Source organism: Affinundibacterium seohonense, from assembly GCF_014284305.1.
In the GTDB taxonomy this organism is placed as follows: domain Bacteria; phylum Pseudomonadota; class Gammaproteobacteria; order Burkholderiales; family Burkholderiaceae_D; genus Undibacterium; species Undibacterium seohonense.
Window position 1 is genome coordinate 1 of record NZ_JACOFW010000038.1, and the last position, 22,657, is coordinate 22,657.

Sequence of the window (22,657 nt, forward strand, 5' to 3'; positions counted from 1 at the left end):
CTTCATTATTTCTTGAAAATTGGTTATTCTAAACATGTTGCAGGTTTGGTTTTTTAGTCGGCAAACCGAGGTTAACACTCGTAAACCAATCCCTGCAACACCCTACAGCTTAGTCAAGCAAATTATTTCGGACACTAGTGCGCCTTCGTGGGAACGACAATAGGTGAAGTTAAGCTTAACTGAACGGCATTACTGCGCTAGCAGGCTTTTTTGCTTCTTAGCATCCTTAGCAGGTAAAATGCAGCCTTGCATTTTTTGAGCATTTTCCCATGAGTAAATTGTCCTTTGACCGTATTCTGCAATCGCAGGGATTCGGCACCCGTAAATATTGTCGTGAGCTGATTGAGGATGGTGAAGTTACCATTGATGGCGTCGTGAATGACAACTTCAAAGAATTAATAGATACACAGGGTTTGGTGTTTACGATTTTTGAGGAAGAGTGGACTTACCGAGAGCACGTGTATCTATGCTTGAATAAACCAGCTAATTTCGAGTGTTCGCGTAAGCCCTCGCATCATCCAGGTGTGCTGACTTTACTACCTGAGCAACTGAGCTGGCGTGATGTGCAACCTGTTGGGCGCTTAGATCATGATACGACCGGTATGTTATTGATGTCGGATGATGGTCCCTTTATTCATGCGCAATCATCGCCAAAGCGACATATTCCCAAACTGTATGTTGCTACCACGGCAGAGCCCGTCACGAATGAGCTGATTCAAAAATTATTATCTGGTGTTCAATTACATGACGAACCAGCGCCACTCGCAGCGCAAAGCTGTGTACAGGTAAGTGAATTTCAGTTGCAAATTGTGCTGGAACAAGGAAAATATCATCAAGTTAAGCGAATGTTGGCAGCTGCAGGCAATCATTGTGCTGCCCTGACGCGCACAGCGATTGGTCAATTAAATTTATCGAGCTTAGGCTTACAAGAGGGAGAGTGGTGCTATCTTGAACCTGAGCACCTAGCACTCTTAGTTTCAGATTCTGAACAGTGATTTAGCAAGACACAGAGGTTTACGAAGTGTTGTTAAAGTGGCTCTTTTAGGTATCGCTGTTTCAGTGGATAAGGAAAATATATGCAAGTAATCGCGGTAATGAACCCTAAAGGTGGTGTTGGTAAAAGTACGTTTTCTACCAATCTTGCTGGTTATTTTGCCTCGCAAGGCCATCAAGTGATGCTTGGAGATGCCGACGTTCAGCATTCAGCACGTGCTTGGTTAGCGTTAAGGCCAGCACACCTACCTAAAATCGCAGGGTGGGAAATGTCAGATGGCCATATTGTCAAACCACCCAAGGGTACCACGCATGTGGTAATTGACACGCCAGCAGGAATTAAGGGGAATAAGCTCGATGCGATTTTAAAAATCGCAGACAAAGTCGTCGTCCCTCTGCAAGCGTCGATGTTTGATATTTTGGCGACGGAGGATTTTCTGAAAAAATTAGCGAAGCGCGAGTATAAAAATGATATTGGCGTGTTGGGCATGCGGGTTAATGCCCGCACAAAAGCTGCGGATCAATTAGCGCATTATGTGACACAGCTTGATCTTCCAGTCTTGGGTTATTTGCGTGATACACAAAACTATATTCAATTGGCTGCGCACGGAGCAACGCTCTGGGATGTAGCACCTTCGAGAGTTGAGAAGGATTTGGTACAGTGGGAAGAATTATTGCAATGGATAACGAAGACGTAGTAACCGACTTTGAGTAGGCACATCAGAAGTGAAGTGTGACATGGTTATTTACATGACAGCTAACACTCATTTAGCAGTCAAAAAAATCAGAAAAATAATTACCTAGAAAAGGCAAGCTTAACCTTTGCTGATGCCCGGTTGGCGCAGTTTCATCCGGTTGCAATATGGCTTGCGTAGAGACAAAACCATGCATTTCACCATTTTCAAAACTCCCGTGATTAATACACTCATGCGTTGGATATCGGCGATGATTCTGCGCTTGCTTGGCTGGCGAGTTGATAGTAGCGATGCAGAGGTACAAAAATGTGTCTTAATTGCGGCTCCTCATACCAGCAACTGGGATTTTCCTATCGCATTGATGATTTGTTTTGTTTTACGTTTGGATGTGTATTGGATGGGAAAATCAAGTCTATTTCCGCCAATACTCGGTGCAATTATGCGCTGGTTAGGTGGTATTCCAGTTGATCGTTCGCAATCCGGCAATTTGGTGCAGGTGACTATTGATGCGTTTAATCAGAGTGAAAAACTGATTGTGATCGTGCCACCGGAAGGAACGCGAGGCAAAGTGACGCGTTGGAAAACAGGTTTTTATTATATTGCCCATGGGGCAGGCGTCCCTTTGGGTTTAGCCTACGTTGATTTCAAAGAAAAAGTTGGCGGGGTGGGTAAATTGTTCTATCCTTGTGGCAACATTGAAGAAGATATGATTTTGATTCGTGAATTTTATGCTGGATTTACTGGTAAAAACCCTCAGCAATTTGATGCTGAACAAATCAATGCAAATAAATCGTGAAGCTTAGGTCGAACCGTAGAGGGGGGATGTTTTGAAGCCAGTAGCAAAGTCCAATAAGCAAGCGAGCGACAAAAGTGCCGCTGATCGATTTGCTCTATATGCTGCGGCGGTTGTATTGCTATTCTTTGGAATTGTGGCCGTGTTTATCTATTTGAGTCGGGCGCCTAGTCGAAACGATGCAAATCTTAGCTATGTGGAGCTGAAGCAAACCTTGGTCAACGATCAAGGCACGATTGCCCGACTTGCAGTGACGGTGCAAGTGAACACCGATGACAACGATTGGTTGAATGATAATCAGGCTGCGCTCAATGAACAATTCAAAAAAGAATTAAGTTTGGTGGAGGTCGAGACTTTACGATCTAAAGAAGGAATGGAGGAATTCCAATCTGAATTAAAGCGTAAATTCAATTTGGAATTCAAGACCGATAAAGTGCAGGCCGTGATGTTAACAGAAATACTGTTGCAGGATCAGCGTGGCGGTCCTTAACATCGAGGTTTCGTTAGAACTAATCATTACAAATCGAATTGATCTAACTTTTTTAATTTGATACTTGCTTCTTCAATTAGGGTGTCTAGTGATGCCTGATCTAGATTCAGACTATTCCACGAGACAACAGATACAGAAATTGTTTGTGTTGCTGGGGCGGCATTGGTGCCAAGCATGTGTGCAATGCCATCCGCTACATGGATAATTGATGGCAGAAATCCCAGTCCGGGTTGTTCAGGTTGATGATGTCCTGAGATAGCGTTTTTCATCACATCGGAAAAATTCCATTCAACCGCCAGCGCTTCACCGACTGCTGCATGGTCGATTCCTAAAATTTTCCGTTCCGCCTCAAACTGCGTCGATAGACCAGTTTTACGATAAGCAATCACTTCTTCAAATTCTTTTGGATACAGTGTGACCAAGGCGAGTAAGCCGATATCATGCAATAGACCAGAGGTGAATGCGACGTCTTCATTGAAATTCATACGGCGGGCAATTAACTTTGAAACATACGCGACGGCATTCGAATGTCGCCAAAATGCTTTGTGGTCAAATCCTTTGCAATTATTTTCGGGGAAACAGCCAGATAATGCTGCAGACAGTACCATTTGTTTTACCGTTTCCACCCCCATCAAGGCAATGGCTTGCTGAATGGTGCTGACTTTGATCAAGGTCGAGTAAAACGGTGAGTTCGCGTAGCGCAAAGTTTTAGCGGTTAAGGCTAAGTCCTGCGTGACTTTTTTCGCGAGGACGGAAATATCAGCATCTTCTTGATCCAAATTATTCAGCAGTTCCATTACGACGGCTGGTAAAGTTGGCAGATCTTTGAGGTTGTCAGTAACTTGTTGCAGACTGAGTTGTGTCATAAAAGCTTGCCCTTTTTGAAGATGGGATTAGCTTGCCAGAAATTACAGATTTAGTGCGTGAATTTTGTATAATTTTCGGTCTTTGTTGTAATCAGACTATTTGATTTATTGGGACAATCGGCGCATTCAAAGTCCCTCATTTAGTTTCGGCACCAAACGTTTTTCTGAAATACTCGCTTTTGCCCGTTCTAACATATCAATCGCAGCTGGTCCACGCAGCAATGTAACCGCAACAGCCAATGCGTCGATATAGGTCAAATGCGCCAGACGCGAGGTCATAGGGGTATAAATATCCGGATCTTCTTCGACATCCACGCTGATGTGTACATCAGCAAGTTCCGCCAAGGGGCCGCCGCTTGCGCACAGGACCAATACTTTTGCACCCGTGTCTTTGGCGAGTTGCACACTACGGATCAAATCGCGGGTGCGACCGGTGCGCGAGAAGGCGACGACCAGACAGTCGCTATTGAGTAAGCTTGCTGATTGTGCCTGCAAATGCGCATCGCAAAATACCGTGGTAGGAATACCGAAACGGAAAAATTTGAGTTGCGCATCGATCGCCAATGCGCCTGAGTAACCGAGGCCGTAACACTCGATACGGCGAGCACGTGCGAGCAAGTTGACTGCTGCTTCAAACGTCGCGCTATTCGCGTTGTTGCGCGCTTCCATTAAGGCTGCGATCGTGCGGTCAAACACTTTTGGTAAGACGTCTTTGACTTGATCGGCTTGGTTCACATCGAGATGTAAATAGGGAATGCCAGTTGCCAGACTTTTGGCGAATGCAAGCTTGAAGGATTTGAAGCCATCAAAACCTAACGATTGGGCAAAGCGCGCAACTGTCGGCTCACTCACATTGCAAACCTGTGCCAACACACGAATCGACATCTCTAATGCGTCATGCGGTTTTTGTAGAAGAAAATCGGCAACTTGTCGCTCGGCGCGACTTAGTGCCGTACTGGCGACGCGTATGCGCGCCAGCAATCCTTTTTCAGGAGGATTGTTGGTCGTGGTGTTTTTTGTGGAAAGAACGTTGACCATATTGTTATTGCCTTTTGTCTCTTACGAATTGTTTTGCTGATCAAGTCAAAATGAATATGCGTTTATGGAAAGTGCGACCTTGTGGGTCTCACTTTCGGTGCTGCTTGGGCGAAAATCCAAAGTGAACTTTGACTTTAGGGACACCAAAACACATCAATCCGACATTGTGCCTGCTTTAGTAAGTTGGTGATAGGCAGATTACTGGTTAATGCGTTTTCAAACACTTGACGCTTTTCATTGCCCGTAATCACAAGCCAGATTTTTTCGCTTTGTAACAAACGCGGTAAGGACAGGGAAATGCGCGTCTGGTGGGTTTGCGGATGCACGGCGGCGAGGCAATCTAAACCATCGGCTTCTAATGGTGCGCCCGGAAATAGCGACGCTATATGCCCATCCGCCCCCATGCCCAACAAGACTGCACTGAAACGAGCTGGCAGTTGCTGATGCAGGCGTTCGTTAATGGCTTCCATCGCCACTTCTGGTGTGTTGGCAGCATTTTTCAATGAGACCAAATTCCATTGTTTCCCATAACTTAATGGCAAACATTTCTTAAATAAGCCCTCATTACTTTGCGGATCAGTATCATGCACCCAGCGTTCGTCGGTGGCGGTCAGGCGAACATCGGATGGGGCGCGTTGTGCCAGTGCTTGATCGAGTTCGCGATAAATAGGCGCGGGTGTTGAACCGCCTGCCAGTGCAAAAGAGGCAGGGCGTTGTGCAGCCGTTGCGCTATCAATGAGATTGACCCATTCGGTGACCAATGATTTGCTTAGTTCAGCGAAATTCTCGAAGCTGTGAAACTGTGTCTTACTCTGGAGGTTGGCGTTTGTCATTGCATTGGCATTCATAGTCTTTACTTGTTGCGGTATTGCTATTGAGTCGATTGCTGAGTCCATCACTGCTTCCATATTCTGCTTAGCCTTCCACATACTCTTCGCCCCACGCTGCGCCGTGTTGCGCTAACAAATAACTTGCCGCGGCAGGACCCCAGCTGCCAGCGATATAGGCTTTCAAACCTTCCGCGTCATTGTCCCAAGCAGACATGATAGGGTCTATCCATTCCCATGCAGCACCCAATTCATCATCACGCACAAACAAAGTCAGATCGCCATGCAATGCGTCAAGCAATAGACGTTCATAGGATTCGACACGACGTAAATTCGATGCTTCAGCAAAGTCCAAATTCAAAGCCACATCGGATAAGCGTATTCCTTCGCCGGGCTCTTTCGCTTTCATGAACAATTGCACGCTTTCTTCTGGTTGCAAAGTAATGACCAAGCGATTTGAGCGCAATGGACCTTGGCCTTTACCAAAAATCGAATACGGAATGGGTTTGAAATTAATTGTAATTTCAGCACAGCGACTTGCCATACGTTTACCAGTGCGCAGATAGAAGGGCACCCCCGCCCAACGCCAGTTATCAATCTCAGCACGAATCGCGACAAAGGTTTCAGCGCGGCTAGAAGCTGGGACGCCCGGTTCATGTTGGTAGCCGATCACGGGTTTACCATCGACTGCGCCAGCACGATACTGACCACGTACGGTTTTCTTGGCAACATCATCTGCCGTGAATTTACGCAATGCACGCAAGACTTTCACTTTCTCATCACGGATGGCATCAGGATTCGCATTGACAGGCGGTTCCATCGCCACGATCGAGACTAGTTGCAATAAATGGTTTTGTACCATGTCACGCAAGGCACCGGTTTTGTCATAAAAGTCACCGCGTGTTTCTACGCCGACTTGTTCTGAAATGGAAATTTGTACATCTTGTATCCATTTGCGATTCCACAATGGTTCAAGGAAGGAATTAGCGAAACGTAGTGCGAACAAGTTCTGCACCATTTCTTTACCGAGATAGTGGTCGATACGATAGATTTGGTTTTCGTTCAAATAAGTGCGCAATGCGGTGTTGATTTCTTTCGCAGATTTTGCATCGCGCCCCAGCGGTTTCTCGACTACAACGCGGGCATTGCCTTCCACCAAGCCGTGTTTCGATAATTGCTCGACGACCGGAATAAAGATATCTGGACCAATCGCCAGATAGAATAATTTTGCCTTAGTCGTGTCCGCATTTACGCGCGCTTTTAAGGCGTCAAAATCACTCGGGACTTTTGCATCAATTTTCGAATAGCCGGTCAGTGCTAAAAATGCGGCTAATTGTTCTGGCGTTCCATTTGCTTTTGCTGCATAGGTTTCGATACTTGCCGCAACACGGGTACGGAAATCGTCGTCGCTCAAGGCTTCACGCGCTGCGCCAATAAAACTAAATTCGGGATCAAGACGTCCATTGACGAACGCGCTGTACAGTGCAGGAATGATCTTGCGTTTTGCCAGATCGCCAGTACCGCCAAACAATACAAAAGTAGTCATGTGGACTCCGAATAATTCTAGTGAGAGAAAAAACTAAAGAAACATAAATTTCTTGCTACAGAGGCGCAGAGAGTGCAAAGGCACTCATTAAAAAAATCTCTGTGTTTTCTGCGCTTCTGCGATTAAAAATATGTTTTTCGATTGAATAAATTATGCCATAGCTTAAACCATATTTCTTCAAAAATGTAGTTTCATTACGATATTTTTGATGGTTTTTATGTTTCAAACAGAAAAATATCGCATTTCTGAAAGTTTGTTACAGTTTTTTTCTGTTTTTGTGCTATCTTTCAGTTATTCGAATTAGATACCCCCACAAAACTATGACGACTTCTGGACAAAATACAAATCATGTTGCAATCAACGCGGTAGTTGATGCAGTGACTCAGCGGATTACTGAGCGTAGCAAGACTTTGCGTGCGGAATATTTGGCACGTTTGGAGCAACTCCGTAGTCGAGGACCACGCCGTGCTAGCTTGTCATGCGCTAACCAGGCGCATGCGAATGCGGCGGCAGATAGTAAGACCAAAATTTGGTTGAATCAGGCGCAGAAACCGAATATCGGTATCGTGACTGCTTACAACGATATGCTGTCGGCACATCAGCCGTATGCGACTTATCCGGATCAAATTAAGGAAGCGGCCTTGCGATTTAATGCGACCGCGCAAGTCGCTGGCGGCGTGCCTGCTATGTGCGACGGCGTGACCCAAGGCCGCCCAGGTATGGAATTGTCTTTGTTCTCGCGCGACGTAATTGCGCAGGCTGCAGCGATTGCCTTGTCGCATGATGCGTTCGATGCGACTTTGTGTCTCGGTATTTGCGACAAAATTGTGCCTGGCTTATTGATAGGCGCTTTAGCTTTTGGTCATTTACCGACTATTTTTATTCCAGCTGGTCCTATGGGATCTGGTTTGTCGAATAAAGAAAAGGCAGCGGTGCGTGAGCGCTATGCGCAAGGGAAGGCGACCAAAGACGAATTGTTGGCTGCGGAGAGTGCGGCCTACCATAGCGCAGGTACTTGCACTTTCTATGGCACCGCAAACAGTAACCAGATGTTGTTGGAAGCCATGGGCTTGCATTTGCCTGGCGCCTCTTTTGTACATCCTTCCGATCCGCTGCGTCATGCATTGACGGATGCGGCAGTTGAGCAAGTATTGAAATTGACTGAAGCTGCTGGCGATTATCGTCCTATAGGTCATGTGGTGAATGAAAAAACCATCGTGAATGCGGTGATTGCCTTGTTGGCGACTGGCGGTTCTACCAATCACACGATTCATTGGATTGCAGTAGCACGAGCGGCAGGTATTCTCATCGACTGGCAAGATTTCGATGAATTGTCTTCGGTGATTCCATTGTTGACCCGTGTGTATCCAAATGGAACCGCAGACGTGAACGCGTTTGAAGAAGCGGGTGGGCCGACATTCGTGATTCGCGAATTATTATCACAAGGTTTGATGCATGCCGATGTGATGACCGTATTTGGTGATCAAGGTTTGGCATCGCACACGACACGTCCAGAATTACAAGATGGCAAAGTGGCGTTCATTGCCCATCCTGACAGATCGAGCGATACCGCAGTTGTCCGTAATGTCGACGAACCATTTGCAGCAACCGGTGGTTTGCGTTTGCTGCAAGGTAATTTGGGTCGTGCGGTTGTTAAAGCATCTGCTGTGCCAGAAGAAGCCTGGATCGTGCGTGCTCCAGCCAAAGTGTTTGAATCGCAAGACGCCTTAGTTGGCGCCTACAAAGCAGGACAATTGAATCAAGATTTCGTCGCCGTTGTGATCTTCCAAGGACCACAGGCGAACGGTATGCCTGAGCTGCATCATTTCACACCAGTGCTCGGTAGCTTAATGTCGGCAGGTTACAAAGTCGCCTTGGTGACGGATGGTCGTATGTCGGGTGCGTCCGGTAAAGTTCCGGCCGCCTTGCATGTGAGTCCAGAAGTTGCGCAAGGAGGTCCGCTAGGTAAAGTACGTGATGGCGACATGATTGAATTGAATGTACACACCGGCGAATTGCGTGCTTTGGTCGATGACGCCATCTGGGCAGCACGGACTAACCCAACTGTCAGTATCGATAGTAGCTATGGCTATGGAAGAGATTTGTTCGTCGCGCAACGTCGTGTTGTGACATCGCCAGAGCAAGGTGCGTCGACTTTATTTGTTTGAGTTTAAGAAAATCCATCGTAATTTTGAATTTAATAATTTACCGTTTAGAAGTGAGACCAAGATGACTATGACGACCGCCGCGATTATTTCTCAACTGGCACAAGTACGCGTGTTGCCTATCTTGGTGACTGATGATGTTGATCAAGCGATTCGTTGCGTGACAACGCTAGCGGAAAATGGTTTGCCAGCGGTTGAAATTACTTTACGCACGCCGAATGCGATGACTGTCTTGCGCGAAGTAGTGAAAGCCTGCCCAACAGTGACTGTCGGTGCTGGTACGATTTTGACTCCGGCGCAACTCGATGCTGTACGTAATACCGGTGCGGCATTTGGTATCAGTCCTGGGATTACGCCAGTATTAGCAAAAGCGGCAGCCGAATCAGGTTTGCCTTATTTTCCTGGTGTAGGAGGCGCAAGTGATTTGATGCTGGCATTGGAGCATGGCTTTAAGGTCGTTAAATTATTCCCGTCCGATATCGTCGGTAGCGTGAAGATGGCAAAAGCACTCGGCGGTCCATTCCCTGATGTGAAATTTTGTTTGACGGGCGGTGTCACGGTGGAATCGACACCGACTTTGTTGCAGCAATCGAATGTTTTGTGTGTAGGCGGCTCTTGGATGTGCCCAGCGAATTTGATCAGCGCCAATGATTGGGCGGCAATTGGACAATTGGCAGCACAAGCAGCAGCGGCAGGTAAGTAAATTTTAGGTGTTTGGTTCTCAATTCATTTTTCTCAGGTTGTTTGATCATGGCTATCTCAGTTTCCCGTACCCCATTGTGGTGTTTGTTACAGCAACGCGCAAATAATATGCCGAGCTTAAAAGAGTTGTTTCGCGCTGATCCACAGCGCTTTACGCACTTTTCTGCTTCTGCTTGCGGGATGTTGTTGGACTATTCCAAACAGCGCATGGACACGACGGCGAAACTCAATTTATTAGCACTGGCACGTCAGCAGGAAGTGGAATCTCGCCGTGATGCGATGTTGCGCGGTGAAGCGATTAACAACACAGAAAATCGTGCGGTCTTACATACTGTATTGCGCTTACCAAAGGGCGAGAAGTTTATGTTGAATGGCGAGAACATCGCGGCCGATGTGCACAGCGTTTTGGCACAGATGCGCAGTTTCAGTGACGCAGTGCGAGAAGGTCGTTGGTTGGGTTACACCGGCAAGCCTATTCGCACGATTATCAATATTGGCATCGGTGGCTCTGACCTTGGGCCGCAAATGGCATGCATTGCGTTGGCGCCATGGTCACAAAAGAATCTTTCCCTTCATTTTGTCTCTAATGTCGATGGTCGTCACGTTGCTGATTCTTTGGAAAATGCTGATCCTGAAACAACCTTGATCGTGGTGGCGTCTAAGACTTTCACGACGATGGAAACTTTGACGAACGCCCGTACTGCACGTGAATGGATGTTGAATCATGGTTGTCCTGAAGATCAAATTCGCCAACATTTTGTCGCACTAAGTACCAACGTCAAAGCCGCAAGCGCATTTGGTATTGCAGAGGAAAACGTGTTCCCATTTTGGAACTGGGCGGGCGGTCGATACTCCATGTGGAGCGCGATTGGTTTGTCGATTGCTTTGTACGTTGGCGCTGATCGCTTTGAAGAAATGCTGGCCGGCGCGCACGAAATGGATTTGCATTTTGCGCAAGCACCACTGGAACAAAATTTGCCAGTCTTGATGGCCTTGATCGGTGTTTGGAATATCAATTTCCTCGGCTTGCAGGCTTTATCGATTGCGCCTTATCACCAGCGCATGACGCGTTTGCCAGCCTACTTGCAGCAACTGGAAATGGAAAGCAACGGCAAGTCGGTGACCCGCGAAGGTCAACGGGTGGATTACACAACGTCACCGATTTTATTTGGTGAAGCGGGTACCAATGGTCAGCATGCTTATTTCCAATTGCTGCATCAAGGCGCGACAATTATTCCAACTGACTTTATCGTGGTGGCAGATGATGATGCTGGTTTACCCGGCCACAATCAAGCTTTGTTGGCAAACTGCTTCGCACAATCGAAAGCGATGGCTTGGGGTAAAAATATTGATGAAGTTCGTGCAGAACTCGGTGACCTTCCAGAAAAAATGTTGGCACCGCGAGTCTTTGAAGGCAATCGCCCGACGTCCACCTTGTTACTCGACTCTTTGACGCCGCGCTCACTCGGTGCTTTGATTGCTTTGTATGAACATAAAGTATTTGTGCAATCGGTGATCTGGGATATCAATGCATTTGACCAATGGGGTGTTGAGCTAGGAAAATCACTCGCTCAACAATTGATCAGTCTTGATCCTGCGGCGGTGAAAGAAGAATATGACAGTTCGACCAAGGGTTTGCTAAAGGCTTTGACCAAGCGCCATCGTTAAGATGAAAATTCCCTCTCCCGCAAGCGGGAGAGGGCTAGGGTGAGGGTGGTTCAGTAATTGATATTCTTTATATCGGTGCGCGCGAATCAAAAAAACTAGCCGTTATCCCCAAGTAAATGCAAAATTATCTCAACATGAATTGTAGTCATTTGATTTATATTGAATGAAGCTGATATACCAGCCACGGTGCTGTGAGCTTTGTTAAGATGTTTTGACTTTTAAGTCGCTGCGTTTCGCATAAACTATTTATTTCTAATTTTTATTTAAAACCTTTTTTAAAACCAATTAAGCAGATCATGAACGATATCGCTGACGATAAAGACCAGAGCCTCCGTGAAGACATCCGCCGCCTCGGCCGCATTTTGGGTGACACGGTTCGTAATCAACATGGTGAAGAAGTCTTTTCTCTAATTGAAACGGTACGTCAAAATTCGATACGTTTTCGTCGTGATGCGGATGTTGCCGCGCGCGCAGAGTTGGAAAATACGCTCGACACCTTAACGAATGATCAGACTACGCATTTGATTCGTGCATTCAGTTATTTTTCACACTTAGTGAATCTGGCAGAAGATCAGCATCATATTCGTCGCACACGTGCCCACTTGATCGCAGGTTCCGCACCACGTCGCGGCAGTCTTGCTCACACGATCGAAACACTTTTTGCTAGCGAGAATGCTGCGGAGAATTTGAATACATTCTTCCAAACAGCGGAAGTGAGTCCAGTATTGACTGCGCATCCAACCGAAGTACAGCGCAAGAGTATCTTGAATTGCCAGATGGTGATCACGCGCTTACTCGATGAACGCGATCGTATGCAGTTGACCCCAGAAGAATCGCGTGCAAATGAAGATGCATTGCAACGCGCAGTCTTGACCTTATGGCAGACGCGCATGTTGCGTATGTCGAAGTTGTCAGTGCTCGACGAAGTAGAAAATGGTTTGAGTTTTTATGACTACACTTTCTTGCGCGAACTACCTCATCTGTATGCAGGCTTGGAAGATTTACTGGCAAGTAAAGATCAACGATTCGAAAAAACGGAATTGCCTAGCTTCATGCGTTTAGGTAGCTGGATTGGCGGTGATCGCGATGGCAATCCATTTGTGACTGCCAGTGTTTTGGAAAAAACCTTAACGATGCAATCTACTCGTGCTTTCAAATTCTATTTGGAAGAGTTGCACACACTTGGTTCACAATTGTCGATGGCGACATTGCTGGTCAAGGTTTCACCTGAGTTGGTAGCACTTTCTGAGCGTTCTCCTGATCATTCTCCGCATCGTGCGGATGAGCCATATCGACTGGCTGTGAGTGGCGTATATGCACGCTTGTCGAGTACTTTCAAAAATCTACTTGGATTAGATCCTGTCATCGCGCCATGTGGTATCGCTGATGCGTATGCTAATGCTGAAGAGTTGGTGGCGGATCTCGACACCATTCATCAATCTTTGTCCGACAATGGCTCGATAGGCATCACGCGTGGTCGCCTGCGTCATTTACGTCGTGCGGTTCGCGTGTTTGGCTTTTATCTCGCTCCTATCGATTTGCGTCAAAATTCCGACGTGCATGAACGCGTCGTTGCTGAATTATTGCAAGCCGCGAATCCTTCATTGAAGTATCTAGATTTGAATGAAGACCAGCGTATCGAAGTCTTGGTTACAGAAATCAGTTCGTCACGTCCATTGGCGTCGCCCTATTTGACATATTCAGAAGAAACACAATCCGAACTGGCGATTTACCGCGCAGCTTGCACAGCGCAACAGCGTTACGGAAAAGGCGCAGTGCCAAACTGCATCATCTCGAAAACAGATGGTGTGTCGGACATGTTGGAATTGGCTTTGCTATTGAAAGAGTCTGGTTTATTACACCCGGCCGAAGGTCGTTTGGATGTGAATGTCATTCCTCTGTTTGAAACGATTGGCGACTTGCAAAATAGTGCGCCGGCGATGGATAGATTGTTTGGTATTCCTGCTTACGCCCGTTTGCTGGCAAGTCGAAATAATGCACAAGAAGTCATGCTCGGTTATTCCGACAGTAATAAAGACGGCGGCTTCTTAACTTCTGGTTGGGAATTGTATAAGGCTGAAATTGATCTGGTCGAGATCTTCGCGAAGCATCAAGTACGTCTGCGCTTATTTCATGGTCGTGGCGGCTCAGTTGGTCGCGGTGGTGGTCCTAGCTATCAAGCGATTTTGGCGCAACCATCGGGAGCGGTTCAAGGTCAGATTCGTTTGACTGAGCAAGGTGAAGTCATTACAGCGAAATATGCTAATCCGGAAGTAGGGCGTCGCAACTTAGAAGTCTTGGCAGCAGCAACGATGGAAGCGAGTTTGCTGTCACACACGGAATTAGCACCACGTCCAGAGTTCCTCAAGACTATGGAAGCTTTATCCGAAAACGCCTTTAAAGCTTATCGCAATATGGTGTACGAGACAGAAGGCTTTGAACAATATTTCTGGGAATCGACTGTGATTTCTGAAATCGCTGGTTTGAATATTGGTAGTCGCCCTGCATCACGTAAGAAGTCGACAGCGATCGAAGATTTGCGCGCAATTCCTTGGGTATTTAGCTGGTCACAATGCCGCTTGATGTTACCGGGCTGGTTTGGTTTTGGTAGTGCCGTCAAGCAGTACCTAGAGGCGAATCCAAGTAATGGCTTGCAGACTTTGCAAGCTATGTTTAAAGACTGGTCGTTTTTCTCAACCGTGTTGTCGAACATGGAAATGGTCTTGGCTAAGAGTGACATCGGGATTGCGAGTCGTTACGCGCAATTGGTCAAAGACGAGGAATTACGCAATCGCATTTTCCCGCGTTTGGAAGCTGAACATGCGTTGACAATCGCGGTATTGAAACAGATTTCAGGCCGCGAAGATCTACTGTCGGATAACCCATTGCTGAAACGATCTATTGTCAATCGCTTCCCTTATTTGTCACCTTTGAATCACGTTCAGGTTGAACTTTTAAAACGCTATCGTCAAGGTGATGAAGACGAACGTGTACGTCGCGGAATTCATTTGTCGATCAACGGTATTGCAGCAGGTTTACGGAATAGTGGGTAAGGTCGATTTTTTTAAATCTTGATCTGCAATAAGAAGCCAATGCAATTTGGGGAAAGTATTTCGTTATACTTTCCTCTTTGTGTTTTTGGGCTTCATTATGCATGCAGCAGTTTTAGGAGTCGTAGGTTGGTCAGGTAGTGGCAAGACGACACTCCTTGAGTATTTGATCAAAGAGTTGGCTCGATCTGGGAAAACAGTGAATGCCATTAAGCATAGTCATCACGATGTGACTTTAGAACCTCCACATAAAGATAGCGCAAGGCTACGTAATGCCGGTGCAGGGCAGGTATTGCTAGCATCGCCTTTTCGTTATGCAATCGTACAAGAGCTGCGATCTGAGCCAGAGCCCTCATTACAAGAACTATTAAAGAAATTAGATCCAGCAGATTTGACTTTAGTAGAGGGCTACAAGTGGGCAAATCTATCTAAGCTTGAAGTGTATCGACCGAGCTTGGGCAAACCAGCAATTTATCCAGATGATAAACATATTGTGGCTGTCGCTTCTGATGTAGCGAGACTTGACGACTGTCCTGCCCAAATTACGTGGCTAAACTTGAATTTACCTGAAGATATCCTTGCATGGATTCATCATGGATTGGTTCAGCATAGATTTTCACAATTTAATGAAATGCAATAATCTATCTAGGTAACCTTCATTTTTGATTGTCATTTTTACGATCTTTTTCTTGCTGCCTAAATTATTTTCGTGGGAGCCTAAAGAAACTTGAAAGACCTGCCGTTATCATGAGTGTAGATAAGGAGAATTGTCATGGACGTGTCCAGTATAGCAAGGTTTGCAACTACAATGGCTGATGTTGGCGTGAGCCAAGAAGTCAGTGTTGCCGTGTTGAAGAAGGCACTTGATGTCAGTAAGGAAAGTGCAACAGCCCTGATTGAGGCGATCCCCAATTCAAGTGCCAATGTGCCTAATTTACCGCCAAATTTAGGGCGTAATATCAATACAACAGCATAAAATTTAAAATTTTTCAAACAAAAACAGCGCTATTGAGGCGCTGTTTTTGTTTGTAGTTTTGATGATGGTATTTTGAATTTTACGAAAGTCTGTCTTACTTCAAGCGCGATTAACGGCAATTTGCAATAATGGAGGCCTATCTCATTATTTTCACTGACCATGGACTTATTACAGTTCAGTCAAGTCGTCAAAAAAGGAAGTTTATGTCAATACAAAATTGGGCTTGGTCTGATCGTTTGAGCTTAAAGCATGAAATGATGGATGAGACGCATCAAGAGTTTGTTGCGCTTTGTTCAGCCTTGTCTTTGAGCGAAGAGCACTCACCATTTTTAGATCGTCTCGATGCTTTAATCGAACATTCCATTGCGCATTTTGAGCAGGAAAACACGTGGATGGATGACTTTGCTTTTCCACCAGCAGGGTGTCATAAAGGTGAGCATGATGCGGTTTTGCAGGTGATGCAGGAAGTTCGCCGTCGTTATGCAGGCGGTGAGCGTGATTTGGGTCAAAGTTTGGCTGAGGAATTACCTTTATGGTTCGAGCATCATGTGGATACCATGGATAATATGTTGGCTCAGTTTTTGATCAGTAATCAGCTCGCACTTGCTGAACATGAAAAGGCAAGCCCTCAGCTTGCCTGATTACAGCAAATGCAAGGGCGTTGTGGATAAGACTGAATTATTCCGCGACAACAAGAATCGAAACGTCGCCCAGTCGCACTTTTTGTCCTGGGCGAATTTTTGCGGTTTTGCGAAGTTCTTGTTTGCCGTCAACTGACACATCGCCACTGGCAACGATGACTTTTCCAGCGCCACCACTATCGCACAAACCGACCAATTTTAAGAGTTGATTTAACTCGACATATTCACCAGCAACGGTAAAAGAAATTTCTTGCATAGCCACCCAATCAAAAGTCAGCAAATAAAATCGGCAGGATACACTATTTTGTCATGTTGTTTAGTCGGTCTTTTTTTATTCTTTACTCGCTAGATAAAACGGGGCAGAATCAAAAAGCAGAAAATTTTTCATTGATCTGTAAGGTTCGTTTAGTTTGTCCGACTACCTGTTGTAGTTTGCTATGAGATCTCAATAGATAATTTTTGAGAAAAATTCGATTTACATTTTTTGGAGATGAATATGAGTAATAAGGCGATGATTGCTGTGGCATTAGCTGGTTTGATGGGCTCTATGAGTGTGATGGCCCAAGACGAGAAAAAAATGGCTACGTCAGGGAAAACTGAAAAGTGTTTTGGTATTGCAAAGGCTGGTCAAAATGATTGCGCAACTAAGAGCGGTAGCCACTCATGCGCAGGGCAGGCAAAAAAAGATAATGATCCGAGTGAATGGAAAAAGGTTCCATCTGGAACTTGCGAGAAGATGGGTGGCAAATTAGACGCGCCAAAAGCTTAGTCGTTTTCCCTATAAATTATTTTTACAGTTTGTAAGCCTATGTCATTTGATAAGCAGATTTTTGGTACAGGCATAGGTTTGCGAACACCCCATTATCGTGAATTTTTAGACTCGTCAATTGAAATTGACTGGTTGGAAGTGCACTCCGAAAATTACTTTGGTGATGGTGGCTTGGATCTTTTTGTTCTGGATCAGCTAGCCCAGCGGTACCCGATCAGCTTGCATGGTGTTGGCTTAGGGCTAGGCTCTGTCAATGATGCGCAGGAACGGCATTTACTTAAGCTTAAACGCCTAGTTGATCGTGTAGAACCTTCCTTAGTTTCCGAACACTTATGTTGGAATAGTATCGCAGGTCAATATTTGAATGATTTGCTACCGCTGACTTTGTCAAATCAAGCCTTGAATTTGATCGCTGATCGTATTGATCTGATGCAGAATTTTTTGCAGCGTCAAATTTTGATTGAAAATGTGTCGACCTATTTACGTTTTCACGATGACGCCATGTCGGAAGCCGAGTTCCTGATTGCGTTGAGTCAGAAAACTGGATGCGGTATTTTATTAGACGTGAATAATCTCTATGTTAACCAATGCAACCATCAAGAAGATGCACTTCAGGCGATCGCACTGTTTGCCCAACTTCCTGCCAATATTATTGGTGAAGTTCATTTAGCTGGACATACTAAATTGGAGCATTGTGTGATTGACGATCATGGTAGTTGCGTTGCTGATGAAGTGTGGGGTTTGTACCAGCGCTTGTGCCAGAGTGTAGATAATGCAATTCCTACGCTGATCGAGTGGGATACTGATGTTCCAGAATTATCCACGTTGTTGGCTGAAGCCATTAAAGTTGACACGATGCGCGACACCAATGAGCTGACATATGAGCGTTGACTTACAAACGCTGCAAGCAAGTATCGCGCACCTGCTGTCAGCACGAAAAAAGCCTGTGACGCCGCCAATTTTTTCGACAGCGCCTGAAGTGCTAGAGGCACGAATTGCAATCTATCGTGGCAATCTCCAAGCAGTTTGGACGAATGCATTACGCAATGCCTATCCCGTTATCGAGCGCCTAGCCGGAGCTGATTTTTTCGCGCAATTGGCGGTTCTTTATGCACAAAAATATCCATCGCAATCGGGTGATTTGCATGAGTTCGGGAACTATTTTTCAGCCTTTCTTGAAGCTGAAAAGAGCGTTGCAGACTTTCCCTATTTCGCTGCAGTTGCGGCTTTAGAGTGGCAAATTCACCGACTTTATTATGCTGCTGATGCGCAAGCAATTAGCTTACATCATTTCATCGCTAATGCTGGAGTGTCTCCTTCAGACTGCACTTTGCAATTTCACCCAGCTACCAGTTTGTTCCATGCTAGCTTTGCTGCAGTTCAAATTTATTTGGCGCATCAATATGCAGAAGTGCAGGCGCTAAATGTCGATTTGCATACGCCTAGCTTTGCCATCGTAAGTCGCGATGTCTGGCGACTTCAAGTAACACAGTTAAGTCAGGCGGAATTTGTCGGCTTGAGCGCTTTGCATCAAGGACAATCCTTGGGCAATGCTTTTGAAGCAACAATGGATGTTGACGGTGATTTCAATGTTGCTCATGCACTGCAGTCATGGTTTGCGTTGGATATTTTTATTGACTTTATTTGTAAGAATTGATCTCCATCACACGACTAAGTTTATCACTTAGACGGATTCCAATTATTATGAATAAATTTCTAAAGATGCATCAAACGGCCATGCGTTTAGATTCCTTTTTACCCCGATTGTGTAGTGATATTTTCAGCCTCGGCTTGCGGATTTTTATTGCCTGGCAATTTCTCAAGTCTGCCAGAACTAAATTATTTGATTGGCAGTCCACAATAGAATTATTTCGCGATGAGTATCAAGTTCCCATGTTACCTCCCGAGGTGGCTGCTTATGTTGGAACTGGCGGTGAATTGATCTTCGGCATATTGCTTGTTATCGGGCTCTTTTCCCGCTGGTCAGCCTTGGGGTTGCTATTGATAAACATCATGGCAGTCGTGTCTTATCCGGTACTTTGGAATCTGGATTGTCCTGCAGCGCTGAATGACCATTTTTACTGGGGTATTTTATTGGTCAGTGTGGTCTTATTTGGAGAGGGAAGAGTTAGTCTCGATCACTTTCTGCAAGGTCGTTATAAGCGTTAACTGGTTGGTTGACATGATCGATACTTAGACGAAAAAAAACGGGAATGGTTGTTCCCGTTTTTTATTTGGAGCAAATCAAATTACCAAGGATTTACTTCCACTTACGTTTTGCCAATTCATCAGAAATGTAGCTGGCGAATAAAGACTGACCAAATGGCGTAGGGTGTACATTGTCGGCGAAGTAATATTTGCTAGTGTCGCCTGGTATCAAGTTGCCTGCGCTACAAACTAAAGATGAGCCGAGAGGATTTTTAGCCGGAGTTAAATCGCATGCTGGCGTTGTGACATTGCTGATGCCATATGTACTTGGATTGGCTGCGTGATCACGGAAGCGGGTGAATAAATCGATAAACAACACATTGTCATTGCCTGCCAATCCTGCCAAGAGGCGTGCATTAAATGTGACAGTCATCCCATTCAACAAAGTTTGGGTGTCAGCAGATTGTTTCAATGCGTCTGGTGTCTTGCTGAGGTCAGGCATGTTAACGACGACCACATATTTGGCACCTTTTGCCAAGATTAAATTGTTCACGTAGCCCGCTAATTCAGTGCCTGCAGTGCCCATGGCATCGACGTACGTTTGCGCGTTTGCTTTTGCGTAAGCGGCACCAGCAGGCGCGCCCACGGTTGGCGTCAAGGCTGCAACAGCACCTGGAATACAGTTGCTCGCTTGAGCATCGGTTGGTTTGCAAGCTCCGCTAGCAATATCTTTTTGAATTTGGCCAGGAACTGCTGCAGTCACAGCCGCAGTAGCCGCCGCGGTAGCTGCCGCCGACAATGTACCAGCTTGGATGAACGCATCATTTGGTCCGCCACTGACGAACACAATTTCAGTACCGGAGAATTTGCCACCGTTTGCATCCAAGTGATTCTGGATCTGTTTAACTACCGGTACTGTCATTTGACCGAGGATAGCGTTGCTGCCTCCTAATAATTTATTGCCAGGGCCAACTGGATTGGTTACCCGAGCGCCACCTTGTGCATATCCGGTACATCCAGCATTGTTTTTTAAAGGTACATTGAAACCCTGTGCTGCTAATCCTTCTAAACCAGTCTGTGCTGCGCATGGTGCACCTAGGCCGAGATCAGCTGCGACGATTTCGGTCCAATTTTTTGCGGAGGCGCTATTGATTGTATATTTGCCTCCACCCAGGGCGGCAACAGTTCCAACCTTATATGTGCCGACATCACTCAAACTGTCGCCAAACGAAACTTGTGCGGTAAATTTAATCTTTGGTGCTGGGTCAGTTGCACTGCCGCCGCTACCACCACAGCCGGCGAGTACTGCAGCTGCGATGAGTGTTAGTGAATATTTTAGTTGGCGCATTTTGTCTCCTGGTCATTTATGAATTAGTGCTAAAAGCATAAAACGAACGATTGTGCTTTTAGAGAGCTTCACTATATGTCATTGAAATCAAAATGGGGTGGGCAAGGTGCAATTAAACGACACTGTAAATTAGAAGATTTATTCGAAAAAAATGATATTGAGTTAAGTGATTTGAGCTGTTTTTTTTAAACTAATGAGCCTGAGCTTACCTCGAGTTTTCATAGTGAAAATTCGAATTTTTACGCTTCAAATAATTTCCTTTATGAATTTCTTTTTTGTTAGTCTCTAAATTGCCACAAGTGGCATCAATTTATTATTGATCCTATACAAGTGTTCAGATCAATGTCATATTTTGACAAATGAAATTAGTACGTACGTTCGTTTCAGATAGACTCAAAGAATACATGGAGACAAAAAAATGAAATTAAGATTTTTGGCAATCGCTTTAGGTGCATGTTTTGCAGCGCCAACAATGGCACAAACCAACGTAACTTTATACGGTATTTTAGACGCTGGTATTCAAGTCGCTAATAATGGCAAGGGTACGCAGACTAAGATGGTAAGTGGTATTGCTGATGGTTCTCGTATCGGTTTTAAAGGTACTGAGGATATGGGCGGCGGCTACAAAGCAATTTTCAATTTAGAAGCTCGGGTTGAGGTTGATACTGGCAGTAATAAAGCGGGTAATTTAAGTGATTATCAAGGTTATGCTTTAACCAAAGGAATGGATTTTCCAGATTTTGGAAGCGCTGCTTTAAAAGGCGCTGCGGTACAAACTTTAGCGGGCGTGCGCTCAGCTTTACAACCAAAATATAATGTGAACGCCACTTCTCCGTTGATTTTGTCTCGCGGTGGTGGTCCTGATGGCGGCTTGTTTGATCGCACCGCGATGGTCGGTTTGATTACACCAGTTGGTGCTGTGTTAGCTGGTCGTATGTATACGCCTGCTTATGAAATCTTTAATTCGGCAGATGCTTTCGAAAGCGGCATGGCTGGCAGTTGGGGTGGTATTACTGGTGGTACAGGAGGCTTGCTAACCTCCGGTATGGCGATTCGTTCGAATAAATCGGTGCAGTATCGTATTGAACTGCCAAATGGCATTGGCGCAGCATTGATGTATGGTTTTAAGAATTCAGGTTATATTGGTCTCGATAAAGACTTTATCGCTGCCAATGTGAAATACAAAGCGAATGGGATCGATGCGGGTATTGGATACAATCGTGGGACAAACACGGATGGTTCTACTGGGTTAGAAACATTGACAGTCGGCGGTTCTTATAGCTTCGATGATTTCAAATTGTTCGCTGGTTATCAGACAATGAAAAACGAAAATTCTATTTTGTTGCCAGTATTTTATGATGCATGGGATTTGGAGATTTCACCTGGTTTGAAAGCGGGTGGTGTACCAGCACCGGTGATTGCAGCTTGGACTAGTATCTTTAGAAGCAATATTACTAAAAACTTCAAGTTGAATGCTGAGAGTTATAGCTTGGGTATGCACTATAAGTTAGGTAATGGTCGGGTGATGGCTTCGTATAGCCATCAGGACGACAAAACTTTGTCGAACAGTGATGTGACGCAATATGGTTTGGGCTATGACTATAACTTGTCTAAGCGCACTGACGTTTATGCGGTGTATGGTTATACAAAAAATCAGAATGACGGTCAGTATGCGCCAGGTGCAGCGAGTGCTTCAGGTGGTTTTACTGAGCTCCCGGGTCAGCCAGGCCGTGTCTTTCAATTCGGTATCCGTCATCGTTTTTAATTGAAACCCGATCTGTAAAGTATGACAAAACCGCCATATGATTATGGCGGTTTCAGACTGCTGACAAACCCCAAAAGGCCTCGCCAAGTGCGAGGTCTTTTGGTTTAATAGCGGCATGCTAAAAACACCGACACCTTTCCAACACGAATTAGAAATGGTCACCTTGGAACAACTAGT

22 protein-coding genes are annotated in these 22,657 nt (G+C 45.5%); 16 read left to right on the forward strand and 6 right to left on the reverse strand.

Going from position 1 to position 22,657, the window contains the following annotated elements:
* Positions 1 to 269: 269 nt before the first annotated feature.
* From H8K52_RS19585 to H8K52_RS19600, 4 genes are all read left to right on the forward strand, one after another.
* Complete coding sequence (locus H8K52_RS19585) at positions 270 to 995, forward strand: pseudouridine synthase (protein ID WP_186924605.1); 726 nt, start codon at positions 270 to 272, stop codon at positions 993 to 995.
* Between the two features lie 81 nt (positions 996 to 1,076).
* Positions 1,077 to 1,691, forward strand: coding sequence for a ParA family protein (locus tag H8K52_RS19590; protein ID WP_186924606.1), 615 nt, complete (start codon positions 1,077 to 1,079; stop codon positions 1,689 to 1,691).
* Positions 1,692 to 1,878: 187 nt separating this feature from the next.
* Positions 1,879 to 2,484, forward strand: coding sequence for a lysophospholipid acyltransferase family protein (locus tag H8K52_RS19595; protein WP_186924607.1), 606 nt, complete (start codon positions 1,879 to 1,881; stop codon positions 2,482 to 2,484).
* Positions 2,485 to 2,515: 31 nt separating this feature from the next.
* On the forward strand, positions 2,516 to 2,971 hold the full coding sequence (locus tag H8K52_RS19600; protein ID WP_186924608.1) for a flagellar basal body-associated FliL family protein: 456 nt from the start codon (positions 2,516 to 2,518) through the stop codon (positions 2,969 to 2,971).
* A gap of 26 nt (positions 2,972 to 2,997) precedes the next feature.
* Here the strand turns inward: H8K52_RS19600 and H8K52_RS19605 are convergent, their stop codons facing one another.
* The 4 genes from H8K52_RS19605 to zwf form a co-directional block, all read right to left on the reverse strand.
* On the reverse strand, positions 2,998 to 3,837 hold the full coding sequence (locus H8K52_RS19605) for an HDOD domain-containing protein (protein WP_186924609.1): 840 nt from the start codon (positions 3,835 to 3,837) through the stop codon (positions 2,998 to 3,000).
* Between the two features lie 126 nt (positions 3,838 to 3,963).
* The gene (locus H8K52_RS19610) at positions 3,964 to 4,875 is read right to left on the reverse strand and encodes an SIS domain-containing protein (RefSeq protein WP_186924610.1); all 912 of its coding nucleotides are present in this window, start codon (positions 4,873 to 4,875) and stop codon (positions 3,964 to 3,966) included.
* 134 nt (positions 4,876 to 5,009) lie between these two features.
* Positions 5,010 to 5,771, reverse strand: coding sequence for a 6-phosphogluconolactonase (gene pgl / locus H8K52_RS19615; RefSeq protein WP_186924611.1), 762 nt, complete (start codon positions 5,769 to 5,771; stop codon positions 5,010 to 5,012).
* 19 nt (positions 5,772 to 5,790) lie between these two features.
* Positions 5,791 to 7,248, reverse strand: coding sequence for a glucose-6-phosphate dehydrogenase (zwf, locus tag H8K52_RS19620; RefSeq protein ID WP_186924612.1), 1,458 nt, complete (start codon positions 7,246 to 7,248; stop codon positions 5,791 to 5,793).
* 320 nt (positions 7,249 to 7,568) lie between these two features.
* On the opposite strand from zwf, the gene edd reads away from it, so the two are divergent.
* From edd to H8K52_RS19655, 7 genes are all read left to right on the forward strand, one after another.
* The gene (edd, locus tag H8K52_RS19625) at positions 7,569 to 9,416 is read left to right on the forward strand and encodes a phosphogluconate dehydratase (protein WP_186924613.1); all 1,848 of its coding nucleotides are present in this window, start codon (positions 7,569 to 7,571) and stop codon (positions 9,414 to 9,416) included.
* A gap of 61 nt (positions 9,417 to 9,477) precedes the next feature.
* Positions 9,478 to 10,116: a bifunctional 4-hydroxy-2-oxoglutarate aldolase/2-dehydro-3-deoxy-phosphogluconate aldolase gene (gene eda / locus H8K52_RS19630; RefSeq protein WP_186924614.1), complete on the forward strand. Its 639-nt coding sequence runs from the start codon at positions 9,478 to 9,480 to the stop codon at positions 10,114 to 10,116.
* Positions 10,117 to 10,169: 53 nt separating this feature from the next.
* On the forward strand, positions 10,170 to 11,783 hold the full coding sequence (gene pgi, locus H8K52_RS19635) for a glucose-6-phosphate isomerase (RefSeq protein ID WP_425507561.1): 1,614 nt from the start codon (positions 10,170 to 10,172) through the stop codon (positions 11,781 to 11,783).
* A gap of 296 nt (positions 11,784 to 12,079) precedes the next feature.
* Positions 12,080 to 14,836, forward strand: a complete 2,757-nt coding sequence (gene ppc, locus H8K52_RS19640; RefSeq protein ID WP_222613854.1) for a phosphoenolpyruvate carboxylase — start codon at positions 12,080 to 12,082, stop codon at positions 14,834 to 14,836.
* Positions 14,837 to 14,933: 97 nt separating this feature from the next.
* Entirely contained in the window at positions 14,934 to 15,473 is a 540-nt protein-coding gene (gene mobB / locus H8K52_RS19645; protein ID WP_186924616.1) for a molybdopterin-guanine dinucleotide biosynthesis protein B, read from the forward strand.
* Positions 15,474 to 15,605: 132 nt separating this feature from the next.
* A complete protein-coding gene (locus H8K52_RS19650; RefSeq protein ID WP_186924617.1) occupies positions 15,606 to 15,809 on the forward strand; it encodes a YjfB family protein in 204 nt (67 codons plus the stop codon).
* Positions 15,810 to 16,012: 203 nt separating this feature from the next.
* Entirely contained in the window at positions 16,013 to 16,450 is a 438-nt protein-coding gene (locus tag H8K52_RS19655; RefSeq protein ID WP_186924618.1) for a hemerythrin domain-containing protein, read from the forward strand.
* 37 nt (positions 16,451 to 16,487) lie between these two features.
* Here the strand turns inward: H8K52_RS19655 and H8K52_RS19660 are convergent, their stop codons facing one another.
* Complete coding sequence (locus H8K52_RS19660) at positions 16,488 to 16,706, reverse strand: RNA-binding S4 domain-containing protein (RefSeq protein ID WP_186924619.1); 219 nt, start codon at positions 16,704 to 16,706, stop codon at positions 16,488 to 16,490.
* Between the two features lie 240 nt (positions 16,707 to 16,946).
* On the opposite strand from H8K52_RS19660, the gene H8K52_RS19665 reads away from it, so the two are divergent.
* The 4 genes from H8K52_RS19665 to H8K52_RS19680 are packed head-to-tail and all read left to right on the forward strand — an operon-like array spanning position 16,947 to position 19,388.
* The gene (locus H8K52_RS19665; RefSeq protein ID WP_425507560.1) at positions 16,947 to 17,219 is read left to right on the forward strand and encodes a BufA1 family periplasmic bufferin-type metallophore; all 273 of its coding nucleotides are present in this window, start codon (positions 16,947 to 16,949) and stop codon (positions 17,217 to 17,219) included.
* A 39-nt stretch (positions 17,220 to 17,258) separates the two neighbouring features.
* Entirely contained in the window at positions 17,259 to 18,110 is an 852-nt protein-coding gene (bufB, locus tag H8K52_RS19670; protein WP_186924621.1) for an MNIO family bufferin maturase, read from the forward strand.
* Positions 18,100 to 18,876 (forward strand): HvfC/BufC N-terminal domain-containing protein, encoded by a 777-nt coding sequence (locus tag H8K52_RS19675; RefSeq protein WP_186924622.1) that lies wholly within the window; start codon positions 18,100 to 18,102, stop codon positions 18,874 to 18,876. Before bufB ends, H8K52_RS19675 begins: the two co-directional genes overlap by 11 nt.
* A gap of 47 nt (positions 18,877 to 18,923) precedes the next feature.
* A complete protein-coding gene (locus H8K52_RS19680) occupies positions 18,924 to 19,388 on the forward strand; it encodes a DoxX family protein (protein WP_186924623.1) in 465 nt (154 codons plus the stop codon).
* A 91-nt stretch (positions 19,389 to 19,479) separates the two neighbouring features.
* Here H8K52_RS19680 and H8K52_RS19685 read toward each other — a convergent pair whose 3' ends face one another.
* Positions 19,480 to 20,715, reverse strand: a complete 1,236-nt coding sequence (locus H8K52_RS19685; RefSeq protein ID WP_186924624.1) for an SGNH/GDSL hydrolase family protein — start codon at positions 20,713 to 20,715, stop codon at positions 19,480 to 19,482.
* A gap of 418 nt (positions 20,716 to 21,133) precedes the next feature.
* Between H8K52_RS19685 and H8K52_RS19690 the strand changes: the two genes are divergently transcribed.
* Complete coding sequence (locus H8K52_RS19690) at positions 21,134 to 22,480, forward strand: porin (RefSeq protein ID WP_186924625.1); 1,347 nt, start codon at positions 21,134 to 21,136, stop codon at positions 22,478 to 22,480.
* Positions 22,481 to 22,657: the final 177 nt, after the last annotated feature.

Coding starts and splice junctions, on each gene's coding strand:
- H8K52_RS19665 (WP_425507560.1), top strand. CDS start 16,947: ATGAGTAATAAGGCGATGATTGCTGTGGCATTAGCTGGTTTGATGGGC.
- H8K52_RS19610 (WP_186924610.1), bottom strand. CDS start 4,875: ATGGTCAACGTTCTTTCCACAAAAAACACCACGACCAACAATCCTCCT.
- H8K52_RS19680 (WP_186924623.1), top strand. CDS start 18,924: ATGAATAAATTTCTAAAGATGCATCAAACGGCCATGCGTTTAGATTCC.
- H8K52_RS19590 (WP_186924606.1), top strand. CDS start 1,077: ATGCAAGTAATCGCGGTAATGAACCCTAAAGGTGGTGTTGGTAAAAGT.
- ppc (WP_222613854.1), top strand. CDS start 12,080: ATGAACGATATCGCTGACGATAAAGACCAGAGCCTCCGTGAAGACATC.
- H8K52_RS19660 (WP_186924619.1), bottom strand. CDS start 16,706: ATGCAAGAAATTTCTTTTACCGTTGCTGGTGAATATGTCGAGTTAAAT.
- H8K52_RS19675 (WP_186924622.1), top strand. CDS start 18,100: ATGAGCGTTGACTTACAAACGCTGCAAGCAAGTATCGCGCACCTGCTG.
- H8K52_RS19690 (WP_186924625.1), top strand. CDS start 21,134: ATGAAATTAAGATTTTTGGCAATCGCTTTAGGTGCATGTTTTGCAGCG.
- eda (WP_186924614.1), top strand. CDS start 9,478: ATGACTATGACGACCGCCGCGATTATTTCTCAACTGGCACAAGTACGC.
- H8K52_RS19595 (WP_186924607.1), top strand. CDS start 1,879: ATGCATTTCACCATTTTCAAAACTCCCGTGATTAATACACTCATGCGT.
- H8K52_RS19585 (WP_186924605.1), top strand. CDS start 270: ATGAGTAAATTGTCCTTTGACCGTATTCTGCAATCGCAGGGATTCGGC.
- zwf (WP_186924612.1), bottom strand. CDS start 7,248: ATGACTACTTTTGTATTGTTTGGCGGTACTGGCGATCTGGCAAAACGC.
- H8K52_RS19605 (WP_186924609.1), bottom strand. CDS start 3,837: ATGACACAACTCAGTCTGCAACAAGTTACTGACAACCTCAAAGATCTG.
- H8K52_RS19655 (WP_186924618.1), top strand. CDS start 16,013: ATGTCAATACAAAATTGGGCTTGGTCTGATCGTTTGAGCTTAAAGCAT.
- mobB (WP_186924616.1), top strand. CDS start 14,934: ATGCATGCAGCAGTTTTAGGAGTCGTAGGTTGGTCAGGTAGTGGCAAG.
- H8K52_RS19685 (WP_186924624.1), bottom strand. CDS start 20,715: ATGCGCCAACTAAAATATTCACTAACACTCATCGCAGCTGCAGTACTC.
- edd (WP_186924613.1), top strand. CDS start 7,569: ATGACGACTTCTGGACAAAATACAAATCATGTTGCAATCAACGCGGTA.
- H8K52_RS19650 (WP_186924617.1), top strand. CDS start 15,606: ATGGACGTGTCCAGTATAGCAAGGTTTGCAACTACAATGGCTGATGTT.
- pgl (WP_186924611.1), bottom strand. CDS start 5,771: ATGGACTCAGCAATCGACTCAATAGCAATACCGCAACAAGTAAAGACT.
- bufB (WP_186924621.1), top strand. CDS start 17,259: ATGTCATTTGATAAGCAGATTTTTGGTACAGGCATAGGTTTGCGAACA.